Origin of the sequence: Nocardia sp. NBC_01730, assembly GCF_035920445.1 — a bacterium.
In the GTDB taxonomy this organism is placed as follows: Bacteria; Actinomycetota; Actinomycetes; order Mycobacteriales; family Mycobacteriaceae; genus Nocardia.
Window position 1 is genome coordinate 4,762,976 of sequence record NZ_CP109162.1, and the last position, 23,321, is coordinate 4,786,296.

The 23,321-nt window shown below is 67.3% G+C and carries 22 protein-coding genes; 11 read left to right on the forward strand and 11 right to left on the reverse strand.

Annotated features, from left to right (window positions below):
- Window positions 1–208 precede the first annotated feature (208 nt).
- Both OHB12_RS19275 and OHB12_RS19280 read left to right on the forward strand, forming a co-directional pair.
- Window positions 209–706, forward strand: a complete 498-nt coding sequence (locus OHB12_RS19275) for a PH domain-containing protein (protein WP_327109992.1) — start codon at window positions 209–211, stop codon at window positions 704–706.
- Window positions 707–771: 65 nt separating this feature from the next.
- Complete coding sequence (locus OHB12_RS19280; RefSeq protein WP_442800115.1) at window positions 772–2,319, forward strand: PH domain-containing protein; 1,548 nt, start codon at window positions 772–774, stop codon at window positions 2,317–2,319.
- A 210-nt stretch (window positions 2,320–2,529) separates the two neighbouring features.
- On the opposite strand, the gene OHB12_RS19285 is transcribed toward OHB12_RS19280, so the two are convergent.
- The 6 genes from OHB12_RS19285 to typA form a co-directional block, all read right to left on the reverse strand.
- Window positions 2,530–2,958: a hypothetical protein gene (locus OHB12_RS19285; RefSeq protein WP_327109994.1), complete on the reverse strand. Its 429-nt coding sequence runs from the start codon at window positions 2,956–2,958 to the stop codon at window positions 2,530–2,532.
- The gene (locus OHB12_RS19290) at window positions 2,955–3,113 is read right to left on the reverse strand and encodes a hypothetical protein (RefSeq protein WP_327109995.1); all 159 of its coding nucleotides are present in this window, start codon (window positions 3,111–3,113) and stop codon (window positions 2,955–2,957) included. Before OHB12_RS19290 ends, OHB12_RS19285 begins: the two co-directional genes overlap by 4 nt.
- 36 nt (window positions 3,114–3,149) lie before the next feature.
- Window positions 3,150–4,619 (reverse strand): amino acid permease, encoded by a 1,470-nt coding sequence (locus OHB12_RS19295; protein ID WP_327109996.1) that lies wholly within the window; start codon window positions 4,617–4,619, stop codon window positions 3,150–3,152.
- 194 nt (window positions 4,620–4,813) lie between these two features.
- Window positions 4,814–5,698, reverse strand: coding sequence for an N-acetyl-1-D-myo-inositol-2-amino-2-deoxy-alpha-D-glucopyranoside deacetylase (mshB, locus tag OHB12_RS19300; protein WP_327109997.1), 885 nt, complete (start codon window positions 5,696–5,698; stop codon window positions 4,814–4,816).
- Complete coding sequence (locus tag OHB12_RS19305; RefSeq protein WP_327121251.1) at window positions 5,698–7,413, reverse strand: ABC transporter family substrate-binding protein; 1,716 nt, start codon at window positions 7,411–7,413, stop codon at window positions 5,698–5,700. The genes mshB and OHB12_RS19305 overlap by 1 nt, the downstream gene beginning before the upstream one ends.
- A gap of 1,051 nt (window positions 7,414–8,464) precedes the next feature.
- A complete protein-coding gene (typA, locus tag OHB12_RS19310; RefSeq protein WP_327109998.1) occupies window positions 8,465–10,363 on the reverse strand; it encodes a translational GTPase TypA in 1,899 nt (632 codons plus the stop codon).
- A 154-nt stretch (window positions 10,364–10,517) separates the two neighbouring features.
- On the opposite strand from typA, the gene OHB12_RS19315 reads away from it, so the two are divergent.
- Window positions 10,518–10,694 (forward strand): hypothetical protein, encoded by a 177-nt coding sequence (locus OHB12_RS19315; protein WP_169811008.1) that lies wholly within the window; start codon window positions 10,518–10,520, stop codon window positions 10,692–10,694.
- A gap of 51 nt (window positions 10,695–10,745) precedes the next feature.
- Window positions 10,746–11,045, forward strand: a complete 300-nt coding sequence (locus tag OHB12_RS19320; RefSeq protein WP_327109999.1) for a 4a-hydroxytetrahydrobiopterin dehydratase — start codon at window positions 10,746–10,748, stop codon at window positions 11,043–11,045.
- Between the two features lie 266 nt (window positions 11,046–11,311).
- Here OHB12_RS19320 and OHB12_RS19325 read toward each other — a convergent pair whose 3' ends face one another.
- On the reverse strand, window positions 11,312–12,535 hold the full coding sequence (locus OHB12_RS19325) for a mannosyltransferase (RefSeq protein WP_327110000.1): 1,224 nt from the start codon (window positions 12,533–12,535) through the stop codon (window positions 11,312–11,314).
- Between the two features lie 316 nt (window positions 12,536–12,851).
- Here OHB12_RS19325 and OHB12_RS19330 point away from each other — a divergent pair, with 316 nt between their 5' ends.
- Window positions 12,852–13,631: an Rv1157c family protein gene (locus OHB12_RS19330; protein ID WP_327110001.1), complete on the forward strand. Its 780-nt coding sequence runs from the start codon at window positions 12,852–12,854 to the stop codon at window positions 13,629–13,631.
- A gap of 385 nt (window positions 13,632–14,016) precedes the next feature.
- Complete coding sequence (locus OHB12_RS19335; protein WP_327110002.1) at window positions 14,017–14,376, forward strand: hypothetical protein; 360 nt, start codon at window positions 14,017–14,019, stop codon at window positions 14,374–14,376.
- Between the two features lie 42 nt (window positions 14,377–14,418).
- Here OHB12_RS19335 and OHB12_RS19340 read toward each other — a convergent pair whose 3' ends face one another.
- The 3 genes from OHB12_RS19340 to OHB12_RS19350 form a co-directional block, all read right to left on the reverse strand.
- Window positions 14,419–15,135 (reverse strand): DUF1906 domain-containing protein, encoded by a 717-nt coding sequence (locus OHB12_RS19340; RefSeq protein ID WP_327110003.1) that lies wholly within the window; start codon window positions 15,133–15,135, stop codon window positions 14,419–14,421.
- 159 nt (window positions 15,136–15,294) lie between these two features.
- A complete protein-coding gene (locus OHB12_RS19345; RefSeq protein ID WP_327110004.1) occupies window positions 15,295–16,422 on the reverse strand; it encodes a hypothetical protein in 1,128 nt (375 codons plus the stop codon).
- Between the two features lie 436 nt (window positions 16,423–16,858).
- Window positions 16,859–17,464 carry a CHAP domain-containing protein gene (locus tag OHB12_RS19350; RefSeq protein ID WP_327110005.1) on the reverse strand — a complete coding sequence of 202 codons (606 nt, stop codon included), beginning with the start codon at window positions 17,462–17,464 and terminating at the stop codon, window positions 16,859–16,861.
- 198 nt (window positions 17,465–17,662) lie between these two features.
- Here OHB12_RS19350 and OHB12_RS19355 point away from each other — a divergent pair, with 198 nt between their 5' ends.
- The 4 genes from OHB12_RS19355 to OHB12_RS19370 are packed head-to-tail and all read left to right on the forward strand — an operon-like array spanning window position 17,663 to window position 21,243.
- Window positions 17,663–18,313, forward strand: a complete 651-nt coding sequence (locus OHB12_RS19355; protein ID WP_327121253.1) for an ABC transporter permease — start codon at window positions 17,663–17,665, stop codon at window positions 18,311–18,313.
- Complete coding sequence (locus tag OHB12_RS19360) at window positions 18,306–19,505, forward strand: ABC transporter ATP-binding protein (RefSeq protein ID WP_327110006.1); 1,200 nt, start codon at window positions 18,306–18,308, stop codon at window positions 19,503–19,505. The genes OHB12_RS19355 and OHB12_RS19360 overlap by 8 nt, the downstream gene beginning before the upstream one ends.
- On the forward strand, window positions 19,502–20,272 hold the full coding sequence (locus OHB12_RS19365) for an ABC transporter permease (protein ID WP_327110007.1): 771 nt from the start codon (window positions 19,502–19,504) through the stop codon (window positions 20,270–20,272). Before OHB12_RS19360 ends, OHB12_RS19365 begins: the two co-directional genes overlap by 4 nt.
- Window positions 20,269–21,243 carry a glycine betaine ABC transporter substrate-binding protein gene (locus tag OHB12_RS19370; RefSeq protein WP_327110008.1) on the forward strand — a complete coding sequence of 325 codons (975 nt, stop codon included), beginning with the start codon at window positions 20,269–20,271 and terminating at the stop codon, window positions 21,241–21,243. The genes OHB12_RS19365 and OHB12_RS19370 overlap by 4 nt, the downstream gene beginning before the upstream one ends.
- A 282-nt stretch (window positions 21,244–21,525) precedes the next feature.
- On the opposite strand, the gene OHB12_RS19375 is transcribed toward OHB12_RS19370, so the two are convergent.
- Window positions 21,526–22,170, reverse strand: a complete 645-nt coding sequence (locus tag OHB12_RS19375; RefSeq protein WP_327110009.1) for a TIGR03086 family metal-binding protein — start codon at window positions 22,168–22,170, stop codon at window positions 21,526–21,528.
- A 90-nt stretch (window positions 22,171–22,260) separates the two neighbouring features.
- Between OHB12_RS19375 and OHB12_RS19380 the strand changes: the two genes are divergently transcribed.
- Complete coding sequence (locus tag OHB12_RS19380; protein WP_327110010.1) at window positions 22,261–23,238, forward strand: helix-turn-helix transcriptional regulator; 978 nt, start codon at window positions 22,261–22,263, stop codon at window positions 23,236–23,238.
- Window positions 23,239–23,321 lie beyond the last annotated feature (83 nt).

Sequence of the window (23,321 nt, forward strand, 5' to 3'; positions counted from 1 at the left end):
GGAGTCGACAATTTGTGCCATCGGGATGATCCATCCCGTTCGACGAGCCCGCCATCAGACAAATCCTTTGCCGTACAACAGAAAAGACATCGACGACGACGGGTGGCGTTCCCTCGCCGAGTGGCTGTTCCCGCGGACGCGCACCGTCGCGCTGACCTGTCGATGTTTGCGGCGCCAACCGGCGCGTGGTCATGCAACCATGGCAGTTATGTCGCAGTCGCGCACGATCATGGCCGGTCCGGCCTGGCGCCCCAGTCCGAAGGCGAAGCTCCTGTGGACGGTGCAGGCCGCGCTGGCTTGGGCGGTTCCGTTCGCGGCGCAGATCATCTGGGCGTTGGTCGACGCCGGGCATCGGGGTTGGCAACTCGGGGTCTTGCTGGTGACCCTTGCGCTGGCCGCGCTGAACGTCGCCGTGGTGCCGTGGTGGCGGTACGCGGTGCACCGCTGGGAGGTCACCGACGAGGCGGTGTACACCCGGGTCGGCTGGCTCACCCAGGAGAACCGGGTTGCGCCGATTTCCCGGGTGCAGACCGTCGACACCGAACGTGGCCCGCTGGAACGCCTGCTCGGACTGGCGACGGTCACCGTGACCACCGCCTCCTCCGCGGGCGCCGTGCAGATCAGCGCCCTCGACCTCCCCGTGGCCGAGGAGACCGTCACGCGCCTGACCCGGATCGCCGCCCAGCACCGCGGGGATGCGACGTGAGCGAGCGAACCACGGGCACCGCCGAGCATCGCTCCGACCAGCCCTGGCTGCGGCTGGACAAGCGAATGCTGCTGGTCCATCCGATCACCGAAGTGGTGAAGTTCATCCCGGTGCTGATCGGTTCGGTGATCCTCGGCACCAGCAGCGGCAATCACGTGTGGAGCGTCATCCCGATAACGCTGATCGTGGGGTTCGCGCTCACCCGCTGGTTCACCACGACATATCGGGTCGGACCGACCCACGTCGAGCTGCGCACCGGGTTGGTACAGCGCAAGAAGCTGTCCGTGCCGAGGTCACGGATCCGGTCGGTGGACATCGAGGCGGATCTGCTGCACCGGGCGCTGGGGCTGGCTGTGCTGGCGATCGGGACCGGGCAGCGGGCGGATTCCGGGGAGAAGTTCAAGCTCGACGCCCTGAACGCGCGGGTGCTGCCGCAGCTGCGCAAGGCCCTGCTCGCGCACACCGCGGGGTCGGCGGTTCAGGCCGAAAAACGAAACGAACTCCCGGAGAAGTCGGCCGGCGGTTTCGTGACGGCAAGGACCCCTGCGCGCGAGATCGGACACTGGAAACCGGAGTGGGTGCGGTACGCGCCGCTGTCGCTGACCGGGTTCGCGATCATCGCGCCGATCGTGGGCGTAGCGTTCCAGTACGGGATCGGCGAAATAGTGTTCCGGTCGGACGCGGTGCAGAACGTCGAGAACGGCAGCGCCCTCGTACTGGCCATCGCTGGTGCCGCGCTGTTGCTCACCGTCGTCATCGTGGTCAGCGTCTCGTCCTGCGCGCACTACCTGGCCACCTATTTCGGGCTCCGTGTCACCGACAACGGAAAGACCATGCAACTACGCCACGGTCTGTTCACCACCCGGCAGATCACGCTCGACCTGGCCCGGCTGCGCGGCGCAACGGTGAAGGAGCCGCTGCTGCTGCGCTTGGCCGGGGCTGCCGAGCTGGAGGCGATCATGACCGGCGAGAACCCGCGCCAGAAGATCCTGCCCCAAGCCCCGCGCGGCGCCATCGAGCACACCCTCGGCCACCTGCTCGCCCCGAATGAGCTGCGGGACAACCGTATTCCGACCACATCGAAAATAACAGCAAACGGTACCTGGCAGTTCGGCTCGCCCTCGTCCTCGCACAGCGCACCCGGTAGCGCGCCGCTGATATCGCACGGCCCTGCCGCCCGGCGCCGCCGATATACCCGCGCGCTCCTTCCGGTCGTCGTAGCGGCTCTGGCGCTGATCGGCTTTTCCCTTGCGGGAATCGACTATTCGCCGTGGTGGTGGCTGGTGCCCGGCCTGCCCCTTCCGATCGCCATCGTGCTGGCGGAGGACCGCTACCGCGGTCTCGGGCACACCGTGCTGCCCGGCACGGCGGCCACCCCCACCTGGTTGATCACCCGCTCCGGATCGCTCGACCGGGATCGGGACTGCTTGGAGGCACCCGGCGTGATCGGCTGGACCGTACGGCAGACCTTCTTCCAGCGGCGCGCCGGACTCGCCACGGTGGTCGCGGCGACCGCCGCGGGCAAGAAGCGCTACTCGGTGGTCGACGTTCCGTTCGACGCGGCATGGGAACTCATCGAGGCCGTCACACCGGGACGGCTCGGCACGCGCTGACCCACCGGGACGGCTCGCACGTGCCGCATGGGCACCACCGACCACCCGGGCTACCGGTGTCGCTGATCGATTGCTGAACCGCGCGAGCGTTCAATGAAGATCGTGGTGACCACGACCAAGACACACCCGCCCGAGCCACGCATCGCCGATCGCCGGGTCCGGCGGACCCAGCGCGGTGACGGCTGAGTTCCCAAGCGGCAGGCTCAGCTCCTACGGAAATAGGACCGAGTTCATCCGGAAGTAGATATACAGCAGGGGCGGCACCAGCCCGCAGAACAGCAGAAGCACGGTGCGCCAATCACTGCCGAGCATGATGTCGCCGCCTGGGCCGGTACTCGCGCAGACCAGGAAGCCGAGCGCCCACGCGACCAGCGGAAGGAACATCGCCGCGGTGCGCTGCGAGACCGAACGCGCCCCCAGGACGAGCAGGAGGTTGACCGCACCGGCTAGGACGCCGGAGAGCGGAAAGGCGATGGCTCCGAGATAGGTCGGCAGGTACAAGACCTCGAGAAACAGGGTGATCAGGCCGTTCAGGACCAGGAGAACCAGGACCACCGGCGCCAGCGCGACCCGGATGCGACCCGCACCCGGTTCCACGGCGGCGTGATCACCCGCGTAATCGTCGACCTTCGTTGTCACGGCACCGGCGGGTAGCCGAGGAGGGTCAGCAGGTGGCTTTGCATGTCGACGAAGCCGTACAGCACTGTCATGTACAGGTCGTGCTGCGCAGGCCAGTGCGGCTTCATGCTGTCGACGAACGCCACGATCGCGTCCTGGAGCTGCCAGTTGTACATAGGGCCGAGTCTATTCCGGCGTTTCCACGCGCACGATCAGTTCTCTCCGTCCACCGGGATGTTCGCGACGACCGGGAACTCGCCGGTGTAGCCCGCGCGCTGCTCGGCAATCGCCAGCACCCGCTTACGGGTAGCGAACCAGCCGACGACCAGGGCCGGGATGATCAGCGCGAGGGTCGCGACCGTCCAGGTCCCTAGCGGATAGTCGAATCCGGTGAGCACGACGACGAGGAACAGGAACAGCAGGGTGAGCAGCCCGGTGTAGGGCGCGCCGAACATCCGGAACGCGGGCCGCTCGATGCGTCCCTGCGTCGACCAGCGCCACAGCTGCAGCTGGCACAGCACGATGGTGGCCCAGGAGGCGACGATGCCCAGCGAGGCCATGTTCAGCACGATCTCGAAAGCACTGTCCGGGACGATGCCGTTGAGTGCGATGCCGACCAACGCGATCAGACTGGTGAGCAGGATGCCGCCATAGGGAACTCCGTTGCGGCCCATCACGCCGGTGAATTTCGGTGCGCTGCCGTTCATCGACATCGAGCGCAAGATACGTCCGGTCGAGTACAGGCCTGCGTTCAGGCTGGAGAAAGCGGCGGTCAGGACGACGAGGTTCATCACGCTGCCGATGCCTGGCACACCGAGCATGGTGAAGAAGGTGACGAACGGGCTCTCCTTGGCGGTGTACTTCGTGTACGGCAGCAGCAGCGCGAGCAGCACCAACGAACCGACGTAGAAGACCGCGATCCGGGCGATCACCGAGTTGATGGCACGCGGCATGATCTTGGCCGGGTTCTCCGTCTCACCCGCCGCGGTGCCGACCAGTTCGACGGCGGCATAGGCGAACACGACACCGGAGACCACCACGACCAGCGGCATGATGCCGGTCGGCAGCAGGCCGCCGTGGTCCGTGATCACGCTCGGGCCGGTCGGGCTTCCCTGCACGGTGAACCGGCCGAGCAGGAAGACCGTGCCGACGATCAGGAACGCGCTGAGCGCGAACACCTTCACCAGCGCGGCCCAGAACTCCATCTCGCCGAACCACTTCACCGAGATCAGGTTGACGCCGAGCACGAGGACCAGCGCGATCAGCGCGAGCACCCACTGCGGGATGTGGCCGAACCCGGACCAGTAGTGGAAGTACTGTGCGATCGCGGTGGTGTCGGCGATACCGGTCATCGACCAGTTCAAGAAGTACATCCAGCCGGCCACGAACGCGGCCTTCTCGCCGAAGAACTCGCGTGCGTAGGAGACGAACGAGCCGGACGAGGGCCGGTGCAGCACCAGCTCACCGAGCGCCCGCAGAATGAGAAAGGCGAATAATCCGCACACTCCGTAGACCAGGAACAATCCTGGTCCGGCATTGGCGAGCCGTCCACCCGCGCCGAGGAACAAGCCGGTGCCGATGGCGCCGCCGATCGCGATCATCTGTAGCTGCCGCGGCTTGAGACTCTTGTGGTATCCGTGGTCCTCGATGCTGAGGTGAGCCTTGTCGCCGACCGCTGTCATGAAGTTGAACCTTCCACATCGATATCGCGAGATCACGGGAACGGTACCCGTCGCGTGGATCCATCGCGACAGCAACCCACAGGGGGCGGATCCGCGCAGGTCGGCGGCACTTCGGAAAAGCGGGGTCGAATTGCGCGGATTATTCGGATTATTCGGAAACAACGTGGAACACGCCGGTCACTCGGCGGAATCGGTCAGTCCAAGCCCGCGAACAGATCGTGCTCACGGCCGTCGGGCCCGACCGGACCACGCCGGCCGCGCACGAGGATGAAGTGCTCTTCCGGCAGTACCGGCTGAGCGACATTGTTGGACAGTGCGAACTCGCGCCCGGACGGCGCGACGGTGACCTGGGTGGCGTGCGCCCGCAGCGCGGCGCGCTTGGCGGCGAGCTCGTCGGAGACGTCGATCGTCGTGGTCACGGTGTGGCTCGGCACGCTCGCGAGTTCCCCGTCCGCGGGCAGCCGCCAGCCCGGCGGCAGCCGGCCGGGCAACCCATCGACCGTGCGCTTGGCCAGCGCGGCGGTGTGCAGGCGCAGCATGTCGGCGTCGGTCACGGTCCAGTAGAACTTCGGGGTGTTCCAGCCCGCGTCCGCGGCGGCGTGCACGGCGGCCGTGGTGATCTCATGGGCCCGAATGTGGTCGGGGTGGCCGTAGCCGCCGTTCGGGTCGTAGCCGACCACCACACGCGGCCGCACTTCCAGCACCAGCTCCGTGAGGGCCCGCACCGCCTCCTCGCCGGACCGCACGAACACCCTCGGTTTGTCGGCTGCGAGGGTGCCCGCCATGCCGGAATCGCGCCAGCGCCCCGCACCGCCGAGGAACCGTGGGGGCGCCGCGTCCAGGGCAGACAGCGCACGGGTCAGCTCCAGGATCCGATATCCGCCGAGCTGATCGGCGTGATCGGCGGCCAGCTGCGCCCACTCGTCGCCGATTACCTCGCCCTCTTCACCGAGGGTGCAGGTCACCACGGTGACCGGCACACCATGGCGGCCATAGTGCGCGATCGTGCCTCCAGTGGTGATGGATTCGTCGTCCGGGTGGGCGTGCACCAGCAGCAACCCACCAGTCGTCGCAGCCATCACGGAATCCTGCGCCACATCGAGGCGTCGCCGAAGATGCCGACCTGGATGGCGCCGCTGAGCGAGGCACCGTCCACCCGCGGCCCGGACACCGCGACCGCGTTGTCCTGCACGATCGGCAGCACTGTGGCCATGGCCCACAGCTTGGGCTCGGCATCGGCGAGCACCCGGCCCACCTCGACTCCGCGCAGCGCCTCGTCGAACGCGGGCTGCAGGGTCGGATCGCACACACCGGAGACGTTGCTCGGCGCGCGCGCGGCGGCCTCGGCGATGGCCTGCGCGATTCCGGTGAGTTCCGGCAGCGCGGGCGGTGGACAACCGTAGCGGGAGGCCAGGACGGTCGCCGGATCGGAACCGGCCACCTCCCAGCCGACGATCGCGTCGACCGTGCCGTCGATCAATTCCTTACCGTACAACTCGTCGGCGGCGACGCTGCGCACCGTCGCATCGATTCCGGCGCTACGCAATTGGTCGGCGGCGGTATTGGCCACCGCGAGCGCGGTAGCGTCCTTGTCGGCTGCGCCGATCCGCACGGCGAGCGGCTTGCCGTCCTTGCCGATCGTTCTCGGCTGCGGCGCGGGTGAGGTCGGCGACGTCACCGGCGGCGGCTCCGGCGCCCGCCCGAAACCCGCGGCGGCGAGCAAAGCGAAGGCCCCGTCCGCGGACGGCCTCGGCGGAGCGGTCGGGACGTAACCGGGATCGGACGGTGCGAGCACCTGGGCGCGCGCCGGTTCCACCCAGTTGCCGGTCTGCGCACCAACCGCCGCCAGCAACGCGGGGTCCAGCAACGCGAGCACCCCGGACCGGACCCGCGGATCACCGAGTTCACCCCTGCGTCCGTTGAGCACCAGCTGCAGCACCCGCGACTGCGGCATGATGGCGGTCCGCACCGACGGAATCGCACCGAGTTGAGCTTGGGTCGCCACGCCGCCGTGGACCAGCGCCATCTGGACATCGCCGGTGCGGAGCGAGCCCGCCAGCTGAGCGGTCGTGCCGCCGCGGCGCAGCAGAATCTGGCCGGGCATGGCCGGGGTACCCCAGAAGCGGTCGTTGCGTTCCAGCAGCATCTCGTCCCGTCCGGGGTCGGCCGATCGGATCCCGAACGGTCCTCCGGACACTCGAACGCCGCTCACCTGGCCGTTCATCCCACGGGCGAACCCACCCGGAGCGTCCTTCAACAGATGTGAAGGCAGCAGATCCGTGAACAGCTCGCGCCAGCCAGGGTAGGGCTGCGACATCACGACGGTCACCGTCTTGCCACCAGCCGAAGAGTTCACATCCGAGATGAGCCGATAGGCCGCCGGATCGACGACCCCCGGTTCCGAGATCATCTCCTGCCACAGATATCGGAAGTCCTCGGCCGCGATCGGCGCCCCGTCGGACCAGGACGCTTCGTTGCGCAGCCGATAGGTGATCGTGAACGGTTCCTGCGCGGTGACATCGGCGGAAACCAGCAATGACGAGTCCGGCACCCACGCCGTCGTCCCCGGCGTGGTCGGACTGGGGACCGGCCGGAACGGACTCGGCAGCACCAGCGAGGCGATCGCCGAGGTGGCGGCCGACTGGTCGGACCGCAGATGCGGATTGAAGGCCGTTCCGATGGTGTCCAGGGCGACGACCACCGTCGTCTCCGCGGGTTTCACCGGCGTGGTCTTCGGGCTGTCGGTGCTCTCGATGGGCGGCGGCGGGTTCGCCGCGCAGCTGCTGATCAGCATCAGCACTGCCACGGTCGGCAACAACGTGCGCCACGCTGTGCGTTTTCCTGGGCCCACTTTCACGCTCGGGAACTCTACCGCACGTTCGAGTCCGCGCGCAGAATCACGGTATCGCAGCCGACGAACTGCGATACCGGTCCTATATATGCCCTGTACCGATATACGTCCTGTACCGAATAGCGAACGCACCGCAGACCCCGTTCCGCCGGGTGACTATTGCACGCTTAATCCTCGGGCAAACTTTCAGCTTACCGATCCGGTGCCTCCTGCGATATCGACGCCCCACCGATTCGCAGCGGCCGGGGAGCAATGATGGAGCGGCGCATGCCCGAACCAGGCCGCGCGATGACATTCAGCATCGAGCGGGTAGCGTCCCGATTTGCCGACCCGGAGCGGAAGTGGCGCACTCGCGGAGGCCGACCTACCCTCCTCCGTGGTCATCATCGCGGCCGTTTGTCGCGGGTCGGAGCCCCTGCATGAGCACAGTATTTCCTGGTCGGAGCATGCCACCCCAGCGCAGAGGGTCGCTCAATACAGACCAAGATCTTTCATCCCGAAGGCAGCATACTGTCGTCGATATCGGCAACGTGATCTCCAAACGAAACTCACCGATGAGAACATCCGATAACTCGCCGTGAAAGCAAACTCCGGCCACGCGTACGCAGAACCCGACTACATCCATCGAAAGTTATCGCGCAGCATACTTCAGAATCATGCCCGCGATCCGGAGCACAGCGACCCGCTCCCGAATTGCGCTACCAATCGAACGTATCCGTATTTATCTTTCTTAGCCAGGACTATCCGTTCCCGATGTTCCGATCGCTGCCGTCGGATCGCTCTTTCAAATACCTTTTCGACAATGTACGAGCGGAATTCTCGGACCGCAACAAAATTCTGACCCGCCAACCGATACGATCTATTCGAAAACCGCTCGAGACCGGGTCGCACCCACCGCCGATCCCCGCGATCCCGGCCCGGCCACCACCCGTGATTCGGGCAGGAAAAATCCGGCGCCATGCAGTGACGCCGGATTCCCTTATGCGACAAGCAATTACAGCGCCGCGCGATCTCTCGCCTTGCGCCGAGATGTTTCCCGCGCGCGCTCGTTCTGGCCGAGAATCACCTTACGCACCCGGATCACCTCCGGGGTGACCTCCACGCATTCGTCGGCGGCGCAGAACTCCATCGCGCCTTCCAGATCCAGCTGCAACGGCTTGGCCAGGGTCTCCATCACGTCGGCGGTGGAGCTGCGCATGTTGGTCAGCTTCTTCTCGCGGGTGACGTTGATGTCGAGATCCTCGGCGCGCGGGTTGATCCCGACGACCATGCCCTCGTAGGTGTCCGCGCCCGGCTCGACGAAGAACTGGCCGCGGTCGGCCAGCTGGATCATGGCGAACGGGGTCACCGAGCCCGCGCGATCGGAAACCAGCGAGCCGGTGTGCCTGGCCCGGATCTCACCGGCCCACGGCGCGTAGCCGTGCGAGACCGCGTTGGCGATGCCGGTGCCTCGGGTCTCGGTGAGGAAGTCGGTGCGGAAGCCGATCAGACCGCGCGAGGGGACGATGAACTCCATCCGCACCCAGCCCGCGGCGTGGTTGCTCATCTGCACCATCTTGCCCTTACGCGCGGCGAGCAGCTGGGTGATGGCGCCGAGGTACTCGTCGGGGCAGTCGATGGTCAGCTCTTCGTACGGCTCGTGCACCTTGCCGTCGACCTGCTTGGTGACCACCTGCGGCTTGCCGACAGTCAGCTCGAAGCCCTCACGGCGCATGGTCTCGACCAGGATGGCCAGCGCCAGCTCGCCGCGGCCCTGCACCTCCCAGGCATCCGGTCGACCGATGTCGAGCACACGCAGCGACACGTTGCCGACCAGTTCCTGGTCCAGCCGCGCCTTCACCATCCGCCCGGTCAGCTTGTGGCCCTGCACCCTGCCGACCAGCGGCGAGGTGTTGGTGCCGATGGTGACCGAGATGGCGGGCTCGTCGACCGTGATGCGCGGCAGCGCGACGGGCTCGTCGATGTCCGCGAGGGTGTCACCGATCATGATGTCGGGGATGCCCGCGATGGCGACGATGTCGCCTGCCACCGCGACCTCACCCGGCTGCCGTTCCACGCCGATGGTCTGCAGCAGCTCGGTGATCTTCACCTGCTTGACACCGTCCGCGTGCATCCACGCGACATTCTGGCCTTTGCGCAGTTCGCCGTTGTGAATGCGGACCAGTGCGAGGCGACCGAGGAACGCGGAGGCGTCCAGGTTGGTGACGTGCGCCTGCAGCGCCGCGGCCGGATCGCCCTTCGGTGCCGGGATGTTCTCCAGCAGCACGTCGAACAGCGCGTCGAGGTTCTCCGCGTCCGGTGCGTTGCCGTTCTCCGGGCGTTCCTTGGATGCCTTGCCCTCACGGCCGGACGCGTACAGCACCGGCAGGTCGAGCGCGAGCTCGGCGGCCTCGGCGGCGGCGTCGTCCAGATCGGAGGCCAGGTCGAGCAGCAGGTCGTGACTCTCTTCGACGACCTCCTCGATGCGGGCATCGGGACGGTCGGTCTTGTTCACGACCAAGATCACCGGTAACGACGCGGCCAGCGCCTTGCGCAACACGAACCGGGTCTGCGGCAGTGGCCCTTCGGACGCGTCGACCAAGAGCACGACGCCGTCGACCATGGACAAGCCGCGCTCCACCTCACCACCGAAGTCGGCGTGGCCCGGGGTGTCGATCACGTTGATCACGGTGACCGACCCGTCCGGGTGGTGGCGGTGCACCGCCGTGTTCTTGGCGAGAATGGTGATGCCCTTCTCGCGTTCCAGGTCGCCGGAGTCCATCACACGATCGACGGGCTCGGCCCGCTCGGCGAAGGCGCCGGACTGGCGCAGCATGGCGTCGACCAGGGTCGTCTTGCCGTGGTCGACGTGGGCCACGATGGCGACGTTGCGAAAATCGCGTGCAGACGACACGCCTGAATCCTCCTGCTGTTAGGTGTTGGTGCCGGCCGACCCCTGCAAACAGGTGGAGAATCGAAACTCACCGGGCATTGCGGCCAGCTCTACCCTACCGGCAGCCCGGTTCCCCCTACGTTTCAGGCTTTGTACTTAGGGTAAGCTAACCTCCGTGGGCAAGGTCAAAGCCAAGAAGGTTTCGAGTCTGAAACCGAAGAAGAAGTGCTGTCGCAAGAAGACGCGCTGCTTGAAGTGCCCCGTCGTCATCATGCGTATGAAGAAGTGCGAAGCCGCTGGTATCTGCGGTAAAGATCTGAAGAAGGCACTCAAGCAGGCCCGCGCCGCCTGACCGGATCCGGTCGCCCTTTTCGATGCGGCCGGAAGCGGGTAGTAAGGAGATATGGCGCAGCAGACACTGCTCTCCGACATCGAAATCGCCGACGCGCTCACCGAACTGACGGGCTGGGCTCGATCGGGAGACAGCCTGACCCGCACCGTCAAGGCGCCCACTTTTCCGGCGGGCATCGAGCTGGTGCGGCAGGTCGCCGAGGTCGCCGAGGAGGCGAACCATCACCCGGACATCGATATTCGTTGGCGCAAGGTCACCTTCACACTGTCCACCCACTCGGCAGGCGGGCTCACCGCCCTGGACGTCGCGCTGGCTCGCGAGATAGATCGTCTTGCGCCACGATCCGGCTGAGCTGTGTTTTCGGCCGCGCGGGCGCGGCGGGTTCGCGGCCCCCTGGTGGCTCGTGTCCGAGCGGCCGCCGCTGGCGACTTCGTCGCGGACGTGTCGGCCGCTCGGACACGAGCCGGGCCGCGAACGGGCAATGCTCGGTCTCGCTACGCTCGGAAACGGGAGTTGAGCCGGGGATGTTGCGTTCAAGCTGCGAACCCGGATGTTTTCGCGGCCCCTGAAGCTCATACCGGCTGACCGCATTCGGCTACGTCTATGCGCCGCGTGGTCTATGCGCCGTGTGCGGCGCCCTCCGCGGTCACGCGCGCCCCGTCCTCCTTGCCTGACCGCCGGCGCCCCGACCGAATCACCCACAGATAGAACACCACCACGCCGAGCACGTCGACGGCGCCGAGCCAAGCGAGCACGCCGGGACGCGAGATGGTCCAGATCGAATCCTGGAAGAACGACAGCACCCACGGCACGCCGACGAGCATGGTCACCAACCAGTACCCCGCCATGATCCGCGCGCCGGGCGCGGAACGCAGCGGCCCGTAGACCAGCCACAGCACCGTCGGCAGCAGCCACACCCAGTGGTGCGACCACGAGATGGGCGAGACCATCAGCCCGAACAGCTGCACCACGATCAGCGTGCCGAGCCGATCGTCAGGTCCGAGCGCGCGCCATGCCAGAAACGCCAGCACCGCGACCACCAGCACCGCCGCGATCCACCACGGTCCGGATTCCACGTCGTCGCCGAGGATCCGGCTCAGCGCGCCACGCAGTGACTGGTTCCACACCGAGCCCACCGGCCCGATCCGATCGGCGTCCCCGAGCAGCGTGCCGAAGTACTGCCGCGCTTCGTTGGGCGCGATCAAGAAGCTCAGGCCCACCGTCGCACCGAAAACCAGCGCCGACGAGAGCACGGTCGTCCAGCGCCGCCGCGCGACGAAATACAGCCCGGTGATCGCGGGTGTCAGCTTGATCCCGGCGACGATGCCGACCAGCCCGCCGGAGACCCACCACCGCGAACTGCGCACCGCGAGCATTCCTCCGAGCACCAGGAACACGTTGACCTGGCCGTAGTCGATCGTGGTCCGCACCGGTTCCAGCCACATGCCCACCGCGGTCCAGGCGACCGTCGCCGCCCGCCACTGCGGCGTGTGCAGCGTCTCCGTGCCGAGCATGAGCTCGAAACTGATGTGCACCACCGCATACAGCGCCGCGGCGATGGCCAGCAGCCACGCCACCGCGACCGCGGTGAACGGCAGATAGTGCAGCGGAAAGAACACCAGCGCCGCGAACGGCGGGTAGGTGAACGGCAGCGGGAAGTCCGGGGTCTTCTCCGCGTAGGTGAAGTCGTAGAGGTGATCAGTCAGCAGCGCGGCCGATCCGCCGACGTAGACGTGCAGGTCGACGAGGTTCATTCCGTTCTCGGACAGCAGCATCCAGAGCAACCGCGCCAGCACGGAAAGTCCGAGCACCGACACAGCCCATCGAAGGTGACGATTCAAAGCGCTGGCTTTCGGCTAGGGTGCGGTACGTCGGTTCGGCACGCCCGGAGTTCCGGGGTCCGGCGACGGGGCGGACGGCACGATTAGATTAACCGCAGCGCATATCGTCCGTTCCACCCCCGAATCATTGATAACATTTGCATCAACTTTCACACCAGCAACACCTCGGCGCGCTACATTCTGATAACACTGATCGTCCACAGCGCCTTTCGGGCACCCAGCTGTACACACAGCCGTGATGTCCCTAGAGTGACCCCGAAACGATGGCTTTTAGCAATCGGACCCAGATGTACCCGAGGTAAGGACGGCTAGACCAGTGCTTCGCACCCGAGGATCGCGGATCGCATTGTCCGCACTCGCCATCGCGGCGAGTGCCACGCTCGCCGCGCCGATGACCGCAGTCGCGGCGCCCGCGCCCGCATCCGCGGCGACTACGAATAGCGTCCCGATGGTCCCCGAGGGCGTTCCGGTGGACGTGCTGGCCGCGCTCGCCCCCGCCATCGTGGGGTCCATCGCCGGTCCCGCCGATATCGCGGGCCCGCAGTCGGCGATTCTGGACCAGGCGCGCAGGCTGCTCGCCACGCTGAATCTGCCGCCGCAGATCAAGTCGACGCTTGAGCGGATCATCACCTTCCTGGACGGCAGCGGCGGCGGTGGCCCCGAGGTGCCGCAGGACGGCCCGACGATCGCGCAGTTCCTGTACCCCACCATCGGCAAGGGCTGCATCGGCCCGGCCGCCGACTCGGTCGGCACCGCGCTGGCCGTGCCCGGCCCGGCCACCCTGCCGCCACCGGGACCGAAGGCCGGTCAGACCGGATTCGTGTTCACCGCGCTCGGCACCAAGTCGCCGACGCCGGTACAGAACCCGCCCATGACGGTGCAGTGGCTGAACCTCGACACCCGTCAGGGCGGCACCCTGCCGCTGACCGACGAGGCCAAGATCAACCCGGGCGGCCCGGCCACGTTGTCCGCGATCGCCGACACCGGCGCGGGCCGCGTCGTCGCGGTCATCGGCGGCTCACTGACCACCAAGGCCGACGACGCCGACCCGCGGACCTGCTCGTTCCTGCCGACGCTCGGCTTCTTCGTCGTGTAAAGCTGTGTTTTTGGCCGCGCGGGCGCGGCGTGTTCGCGGCCCGGCTCGCGTCCGAGCGGCCGACGCTGGCGACTTCGTCGCGGACGCGTCGGCCGCTCGGACGCGAGCCGGGCCGCGAACAGGGGAATGCTAGGTCTCGCTGCGCTCGGAACCGGAAGTCAGCCGAGTGGTTGTGGCTAGCAGGTAAGCGCTTTGTCGGACGAGCCTGTGGCGCGGCGAACAAGGGAATGCCTGGCCTCGCTTGTCTCTCACGAAAACAAGGTTTGCCGAGTGGCGGCAACTGGGGCATCCGTGCCCCGTATCTTCTGTGGCTTGCGGCTCCGCGACACTCAAAGGTCTGCCGCGATGTCGCATGAGTCTTCGACACTGTGGTAGACCCCTGACTATGGCGACCATCGATCGTTCGACACGGCCAGGTCACTCGATTCGGAGCAGGCGTTCGCACCGCTCGATACTGTCGATCCGCTCGGAGGGTTCGATCCTCTCGATCGGCTCTGCCTACTCGATTCTGTCCATCGGCAGCGTCGGCTCGATTTTGTCGATCGGCTCTGTCGGGTCGTTCGGGTCGGCGATCTCGTCGTTCTCGTTCGCCAGTCTCGGTTCGGCGTTCTCCGGCCTGTCCCGGTGGTCGCTGTTCTCCTGGCTCGGTGACCGCGAGGCGCCGGACAGCCGTCCGACGCTGCGGGTTGTCCCGGACGACGAGCCCGACCTGCGCGTGGCACCGGCGAGCCACTGCCAGACCTGACGGATCGACCACCAGGCCCAGCCGATCAGTCGGCCGGGCCGCTCACCACTGTCCGTATTCGGTGGCGAGCACGTTGTTCAGGTCGATGGCTACCCCGTCGATGGACCGCTCGTCGATTTCGAACTGGTGCAGGTGCGCCGCAGGGTGCACGAAACCCGTCGGCGTGCCCCAGTCATGCTGCCAGTACCAGGAACACAGCCCCGCCGCGGTGGCAAGCTCGATGGTCGGCGCGTTCGCGTAGACGCCGGTGTTCTCCGGGCCGAGCACGGACTGCCAGCCCAGTAGGTATGGCGCGATCATGGTGGCGAAGTCGACCGCCGACGGGTTGTCATCGATGGACGCGTAGATCGGCACGTCGTCCGGGCCGCCCGCCGCACGGTGCAGCTCGAGCCCGCGCTCCGCGTGCCTCTTCCCCGCCTCCAGTCCGCCGCGCCAGTCCGCGGTCGGCCCCTTGCCGAACTGGTAACAGGAGACGATCTTCAGGCCCGCCGCGTTCAGCTGCTCGACCTCGCTGGCGTGCAGCGGCTTGCCCGCCATCCACTCGGCACCAGGCCTGCGATCGGAGACGTAGCGGATCACGCCGAGATGGCCGGCGTCCCTGATCGCCGCGGCGGAGGGAACACCGCCTGCGTAATCGATCAGGGTGCCGAGCGAGGTTCTGGTGGCGGAAGCCGGGGTTGCCGCCGCGGTCACGCCGACCGCGGCCGCCGCGGCCGCGTAAGCGAAAAGCTCACGCCGGGACACCGAATTGGAACGCATCGTGGACTCCTTCGCGCGACCCGACATGGATGGCAGCGTGCCCGGCGCACCTTCCCCTATCCGATGTGCGCCGGGAGCCTCGAACGTAAACTTATTTCACCATATTCACATTGGAACCGCTAGACCCACAGGACACACAGTTCACATTCGCCACAACAGCTAGGCCACACCGTCGATGCGCGCGGCGACATCGATGGTCCGGCTCGCAGGATCGGTGAGTTCCTTGCCGACCACCCTGGCCACCTGCGCCACGACTTGCTTCTTGATACCCGCGAGCGCACCGAGGGCCGCCGCGCGCATGCCGTGCGCCGTGAACTCCATCCGGATGTCGCCGAGGTCCGGCGGCGGTACGTCGATCACGAGCAGCAGCGGGTCGGCGGCCCGTGCGGTCAGCACCAGCGGCACCTCGACGTCGGCGCGGTAGCGGTTGGCCTTCAGCACGTCGACGGTGATGTCCAGACTCACCGGAAGCGTCACGTCGAATGCCACCGGTTCCGCCGGTCGGTCCACCAGCCGCGGCACCCGGACGGATCCGTTGACCGTCACCGTGGCGGCGTTGCGCGGCCCGGTCGACAGTGGCCCGACCTCGATGGGTCGCCCCGCCAGCCGCTCCACCACCTCGAACACGCGGTCCCGCGTCACGACGCGCGAGAAGAACCGGTCGCCGAACTCGTCATAGCCGATCCAGTCGAACTCGGCCTTGTCCCGATGCCGCGACCGGGTTCCGCCGACCATGGCTTCGACGTCGAACACCAGGCCGCGACGCGTCTGCGGATCGGCGAGCATGGCGTTCACCCTGGACGCGACCTCGCGCTGCACCACGCCCGCGATCGGGTCGAGCAGCCACTCCCAGGCCGACTCCACCGCCTGGGCGCGCAGCACGAAGCTGATATCGCGCTGGGTGATCGGCGGAATGTCGATGACGATGAGCAGCGGATCGGCGGTGTGGGCGTGCAGCGTCAGATCGATCTCGACCCTGGCCTCCAGCCGCAGCTTCTTGCCGCCGATCAGCACCTTCACCACGAGCGAAACCGGAATGGTGACCTCGAACGTCAGGTGCGGTCCGCTGTGCAGGACGACCGGTGTGCCCACCTTGCCCTCGGCGACGAATCCGGCGAGTCCGGCCGGACCGATCGAGACCGGACCGATCGTCATGCCACGGCCGGTCATGCCGGACACCGCGGCCTCGATTCGGGCAGCGGTCACGGCATGCCTGACGAAACGCTCGCCGAACTCGGCATAGTCGATCCAGGCCGGCTCACTACTCGATTCGTCGGTCGGCTGCATCAGTAGTTCCGAAACCCTCACCTCTCGATGGACAACCGACACGGTACGCGACAGATATGCGGCTGCCTCGCCTTCGCTCGGCCCGGCGCAGGCTGCGGACGGACTTCGTCCGACTGCGCCCGCCATGCGGCCACCTCACCCTCCACTCGGCCCGGCGCAGGCTGCGGACGGACTTCGTCCGACTGCGCCCGCCATGCGGCCACCTCACCCTCCACTCGGCCCGGCGCAGGCAGCGGACGGACGCAGTCCGGCCGCGCCTGATACGGCGTCGAATCCGGACACGCCCAAGCCCGAGGTCCCCGTCCTGCCGATGAGGGGGAAGCAGGGCGGGGACCGTCGACGGCGCTGCCGGGCGCCGCCGATTACATCGTAGGACTATTCGCCAGGCGGTTTCACGCGCAGATCGGGGTGATCCACCCCTGAGCAACAGCGGTTGTCACAGTCGCCCGAACCCCACCACACCGGGCACGTCGGCCAGGGTGAATCGGTGGATACGGACGTCGCCGAATTCGTTGCCACCGATCGTGGTCACTTCGCCGCCGTCAGCCCGCAGCACGATGTTCGTGTGCTGGCCGAACGGACTGGATTCCCGGTACAGCAGTACGTCACCGGTGCGCGGCCGGTAGCCGGACCCGATCGGGGTGAACCGGCCCGTGCTCTCGTAGTACTCCTGCAGCGTGTACACGCCGGGGATCCGCCATGAGCCCGAGTTGGGATTGACCAGCGGAATGCCCGCCTCACGCAGCACCCAGCTGACGAAGTCGGCGCACCACGCCTCGTCGATCCCCTCGGCGTATTTCGTGCCAGCACCCGGACTACCGAACTCACGCTCGGCCACCGCTACGATCCTGACCTGTTTCGGATCGAGCGCCGCCGGATCGAGGGCCGGGAACTCGGTGCGACGCTCGCCGGCAATGGCCTGGCCATTCGATCGGTCCTCCCACCAGCGGACGCCCGCGATCACGGAGGCGATGACGAACAGCGCGAGGCCGAGCACGACCCACCGACCTGTTCGACGCAGGCTGAGCTGCTCTCGGATCATCGCTTCCTCGAATTCGTTCTCGCGGTGCCGACTTCGGGCCATAGAGGTTCGACGATAGAACGGAGTCAATGGTTCCGCGCCAGACCGAATGGTTTCGATCCCCGTCCCGCGGGGCAACCACTACGAGCCGGAATCCCGTCCGGCCGCGCGAAAACCGCGATAGTCTCCGAGGAAACCAGGCGATCGGGAGGTTCGGCCCTGGACACGCTGTGGACATTCGTCGTGCACCGACGACACCAGCTGCTGGTCGACTCCTATCTGCACGTCTCGGCGGTGGTGCAATCGGTCCTGCTGGCCACGGCTGTGTCGGTGCTGATCGGAATTCTGGTCTACCGCAGCCCGCTCGGTTCCTCGGTAGCGACCGCGGTGGCCAGCGCGGTTCTCACCGTTCCATCGTTCGCGCTGCTCGGCCTGCTGATCCCGTTCCTCGGCCTGGGCGTCGCGCCGACCATCACCGCACTCGTGGTCTACGCATTGCTTCCGATCATGCGCAACACCATCCTCGGGCTGGCCTCGGTGGACCCCGCCGTCACCGACGCGGCACGCGGCGTCGGGATGAATCGGCTCCGCATAATCATCAGCATCGAGCTTCCGCTCGCCTGGCCGGCGATCCTGGCCGGAATGCGAGTGAGCACGCAGATGATCATGGGCATCCTCGCGATCGCCGCGTACGCCAAGGGCCCCGGTCTCGGCAACCTGATCTTCTCCGGACTCGCACGGCTCGGGAGCCCGAACGCGGTGCCGCAGGCCCTGGTCGGCACGATCCTCATCGTCGTGCTCGCACTCGTACTCGACGGGATCTACGTCCTGGTCGGGCGGCTCACCACCTCGAGGGGAATTCGTGACTGACACCGAAACCGACACCGGCGCCGCCGCATCGGCTGTGTCCGGTGTCGAGATCGTGCTCGACTCGGTCACCAAACACTATCCTGGCCAACGAGATCCAGCCGTGGACAGCGTCTCGCTGACCATCCCGGCGGGTGAGATCGTGGTCCTGGTCGGGCCGTCTGGCTGCGGCAAGACGACCACCATGCGGATGATCAACCGGCTGATCGAGCCCACATCGGGCACCATCACGATCGGCGGACGCGACGCGTCCTCGATGAATCCCGACCGGCTGCGGCGTGGCATCGGCTATTCGATCCAGCAAGCCGGGCTCTTCCCGCACCTGACCGTGGCGAAGAACGTGGCGACCGTTCCCGGCCTGATCGGCTGGGACCGCAAGCGGATCGAGGCACGGGTCGACGAAATGCTCGAGCTGGTCAGCCTCGACCCGGACACCTACCGCGGCCGGTACCCGCGCCAGCTGTCCGGGGGCCAACAGCAGCGCGTCGGGGTAGCGCGGGCGCTGGCGGCCGATCCGCCGGTGCTGCTGATGGACGAGCCGTTCGGCGCTGTCGACCCGATCACCCGGGGTCTGCTGCAGGACGAGTTGCTGCGCCTCCAAGGCGAACTGGGCAAGACCATCGTGTTCGTGACCCACGATTTCACCGAGGCGGTCAAGCTCGGCGATCGAATCGCGGTGCTGGGCAACCAGTCCCGGATTCTGCAGTACGACACGCCTGCCGCGATCCTGGCCGATCCCGCCGACGAGACAGTCGCCGGTTTCGTCGGCGCGGACGCCTCGCTCAAGCAGCTCACGTTGACCCGCGTCCGGGATGTCGAACTCGGCCGGTGCCCTACCGCCGCCGAGCAAGACCCGGTCGAGGATCTGCGTAACGCGCTCGCCAACCAGGACTGGCCATGGGCACTGATGCTCGACGGCCACCACCGCCCGCGGCGCTGGGTGTCGTCCGAGCAGCTGGCACACGCGAACTCGTTGCGCGACATCGGATCACCTATCGGCGCGACGTTGTCGCTGAAGTCGACCCTGCAGGACGCTCTCGAAGCGCTGCTCGCCGAACAGACCGCGACCGCGGTGGTCACCGGAACGCGCGGCGAGTACGTCGGGCTGATCACGATCGACACACTCGTCGCACACCTGTCGGCCCTGCGCGCGGAACACGGAGCGGACCGCGTCGCAACGAACGGCGCATCATGACGGCCACCGCCGCCACGACGTCACCCGCCACCCAGCGCCGGGCCGAGCGTATCCGGTTGTTCGTCCAACCCGTGCTCGTTCTCGTGCTCACCGCGGGCGTGCTGGTGTGGGCGTTCGCCCGCGACCTCACCACGACGCAGCAGGCCAGTCTCAACGCCGCCGATATCGCGACCGTCACGTGGCAGCACGTGTTGATCACCGCGACGGTGGCGCTGCTCGTCATCGCGGTGGCGGTCCCGCTCGGCACGCTGCTCACGAGGCCCGGATTTCGCCGTCTCGGACCGCTTTTCGTCGGCATCGCCAATATCGGCGCGGCCGCGCCCGCCATCGGACTGATCGTGCTGTGCTACCTCGCCACCGGCACGACCGGCTTCTGGATCGGCGTCGCGCCGATCGCGTTCTATGCACTGCTTCCGGTGCTGCGCAACACGATCCTGGGCTACCAGCAGGTGGACCGGACCCTGATCGATGCGGGGCGCGGGCAGGGGATGTCGGCGGCCACGGTGCTGCGCCGCATCGAATTCCCGCTCGCCGTGCCCTACATCCTGGCCGGATTGCGCACCTCGCTCGTGCTCGCGGTCGGCACTGCGACGCTATCGTTCCTGGTGAGCGCTGGTGGTCTCGGCATACTGATCGACACCGGCTACAAGCTGCGCGACAATGTCACGCTGGTGGTCGGTGCCGTGCTCGCGGTATCGCTGGCGCTGCTTGTCGACTGGCTCGGCGCGCTCGCCGAAGAGTTTCTCGGGCCGAGGGGACTGAGATGAGCCGGGTCTGGCGCACCTTCGCGCTCGCGCTCGGCCTGGCATTGGTCGGCGCCTGCGGGCTGCAATCCGGCGGTGCGGTGCCGCTGCGGGTCGGCCCGGGCAGCATCCAGCCGGTGCCCGAACTCGAGGGCGTGCGCGTCATCGTCGGTTCCAAGGACTTCACCGAGCAGAACATCCTCGGGTATCTCATCGAGTTCGCCATGTCGGCGGCCGGCGCGGACGTGCGCGACCTGACGAACATCCAAGGTTCCAACAGCATGCGGGACGCCCAGCTGCACGGGCAGATCGACGTCGCCTACGACTACACCGGCACCGGCTGGGTCAACTATCTCGGCAACGAGACGCCGGTACCGGACGAAGTCGGCCAGTTCGAGGCGGTCCGTGACGCCGACCTCGCCGCGCACGGCATGGTGTGGGCGGACATGGCGCCGATGAACAACACCTACGCGCTGGTCATGAGTTCCCGGACCGCGCAGGAGACCGGGGTGCGCACGCTGTCGGACTACGCCGGGCTGGTCGACTCCGACCCCGCCGCGGCCGCCATCTGCGTGGGCACCGAATTCAACGTCCGGCAGGACGGTTTCCCCGGCCTGGCCCGCAAGTACGAGATCGACCCCGACGAGGTGCGCAAGCAGATCGTCCAGGACGCTGTGGTGTACCAGGCCACCGCCGACGGCAAGCAGTGCCGCTTCGGTTCCGTCGCCGCCACCGACGGCCGCATCCTCGCCCTGAATCTTATTCTGCTGCACGATGATCGCGGCTTCTTCCCGAAATACAACGCGGCGCTGGTGATACGCAAGGAGTTCGCCGACGCACATCCCCGGGTAGCCACCGTTATGGCGCCGATCTCCCAGCGCCTCACCAACGAAGCCATCACCGAACTCAACCGGCAGGTGGACGTCGACGGACGCGAGCCCGCCGAGGTGGCGCGGGACTGGATGGTCACCCAAGGATTCGTCACCGCGCGCTGAGTCGACACGTCCTCAGGTACCGCGGCAAGCGCGCGAAATCGCCGCCCATGGGACGTGGACCCCACGCGGATTCGCGACCCGGGCAGTGCGCACAGACGCGTAAATCGCGACCAAGCAACACTGTCAGGCGCGGGTTCCCAGCTCAGCAGCGCGGTAAGGCGTGCGAATCGAGACCAAGAGGGAGCACGGTCCAAACGCGCGAATCGCAACTCGTGCAGCACGGTCGAACACTCAGTCGCAATCCAGACAACGCAGCGCCCGGGTCGCGGCCCAGCGTCACGATCAGGCGCGCGGGTCGCGGCCCAGGTAACGCAGGAGCGCGGCGATGGCTGTGTCGTCGGCCGCACCTTCGACGATCGGGGCGTAGGCGCCCCACTGGCGCAGGGGCTCGACAATTTCGGCTTGCTCACCGCTGCCGGGGGCCGGGTGGACGGTGCGGGCGGCGGTGAGCAAGTGGGCGGCGAGGTCGTCGGTCAGGGGCGAGGGCTGGCGCGTGGCGATCGCGATATCCCAGGCGTGCACGGCGGCATCCAGCGCACACATGACGGCGGCGACCGGCGTGGCGAGCGCGCCGTGCGGCAGCGGAGTCGGCACAGTTTCGGAGTCGTCGGCGACCGTTGCCCAGGCGGCGGAGGTCTGTTCGATCGCTTCGTGCACCAGGTCCGACGGAGAACCGTCGACGGCGCCCGACGGCGCGAACGGGTTGTCGGCCGGACCATCGCCGATGCCGAGGCATGCCGCGTACGCGAGCTGATCGCCCGCGGCGTGCTGAACGACCTGCGTCACATCCCATTCCGAGCACGGGGTGGGCAGCTGCCACTGATCGTCTTCAACGCTCGCGACGACTGTTTCGAGCGCACGGTAGGAGGAGGCGAGCACGTCCCGCCAGACGGGCCGCAGGGTGGTGGCGGCGGTGGTGGCGTTCATGTCAGAGCCTTTCGGGTTGTTTCCTTGCTGCTGACACGAGCCTATTGGGCAATTAGGCTATTTTCGTTCCTAATTTGGGAAGAGGTGAAAGTGGCAGCGTCCACCACACGTGTCCTTCGTTTGCTCGCACTGCTTCAGGATCGCGCGCACACCGGACGCGACCTCGCCGCGCGACTCGGCGTCACCGACCGCACACTGCGCTACGACATCCAGCGGCTGCGCGAGCTCGGCTACCCCGTGCACGCAGAGCGCGGCGCGATCGGCGGCTACCGGCTCGGCCGCGGCACGACCATGCCGCCGCTGCTGCTGGACGACGACGAAGCGGTGGCCGTCGCGGTGGCCGTCGGGTTGGCCGAGGATGGTTCCACCGGCATCGCGGACATTGCGGACCACGTCACCAGAGCACTGGCCAAACTGGACCAGATTCTGCCGAAACGCTTGCAGCGCAAGGTGACCGCGCTACGCGACGCCACCGCGATCGGCCCGGCGACCACCGGTTCCCGCGAACCCGACGCCCCGGTCCCCGCCGGGGTGCTCACGACCCTGGCGGGCGCCATCCGCGACAGCGCGACAGTCCGAATCGAGGAGGCCGCCGCGAGCGAGCCCGTGACGGAGGTCGAGCCTTATCGCCTGATCAACTGGCAGCGCCGCTGGTACCTGGTTGCCTACAGCCTCGAAAACCATTCCTGGCGTGCGATTCCCGTCGCTCGGATCCCCCATGCCGCGCCGGGCTCCCGTCGCTTCGCCGCACGCTCGCTTCCGGACGACGATCTGGTCGCCTTCGTCATGCGCCACATCGCCACCGCAGGCTGGCGGGTGCAGGCTCGGGTCACCGTGCTGGCCCCGGCCGAGACCGTGATCGCCCGTATCAATCCCGCCGTCGGTGTTGTCGAAGCCGTGGATGCTGACACCTGCATCCTCTACACCGGCGCGGACGCGCTGGAAACCGTCGCCATCTACCTATCCATGCTGATGATGGACTTCCGCGTGGACAGTCCGCCAGAACTCGTCGCCCACATCCGCACCCTCGCCCACCGCTACACCGAAGCGGTCGCCGACGCGCCGTAGCCGAAGCAGCACCAGCCGCAGTGGGGGCCACCACACCCTCCGGGGCCATGTAGTGGAACGCTCGGCGTAAAACCGCCGAGTCC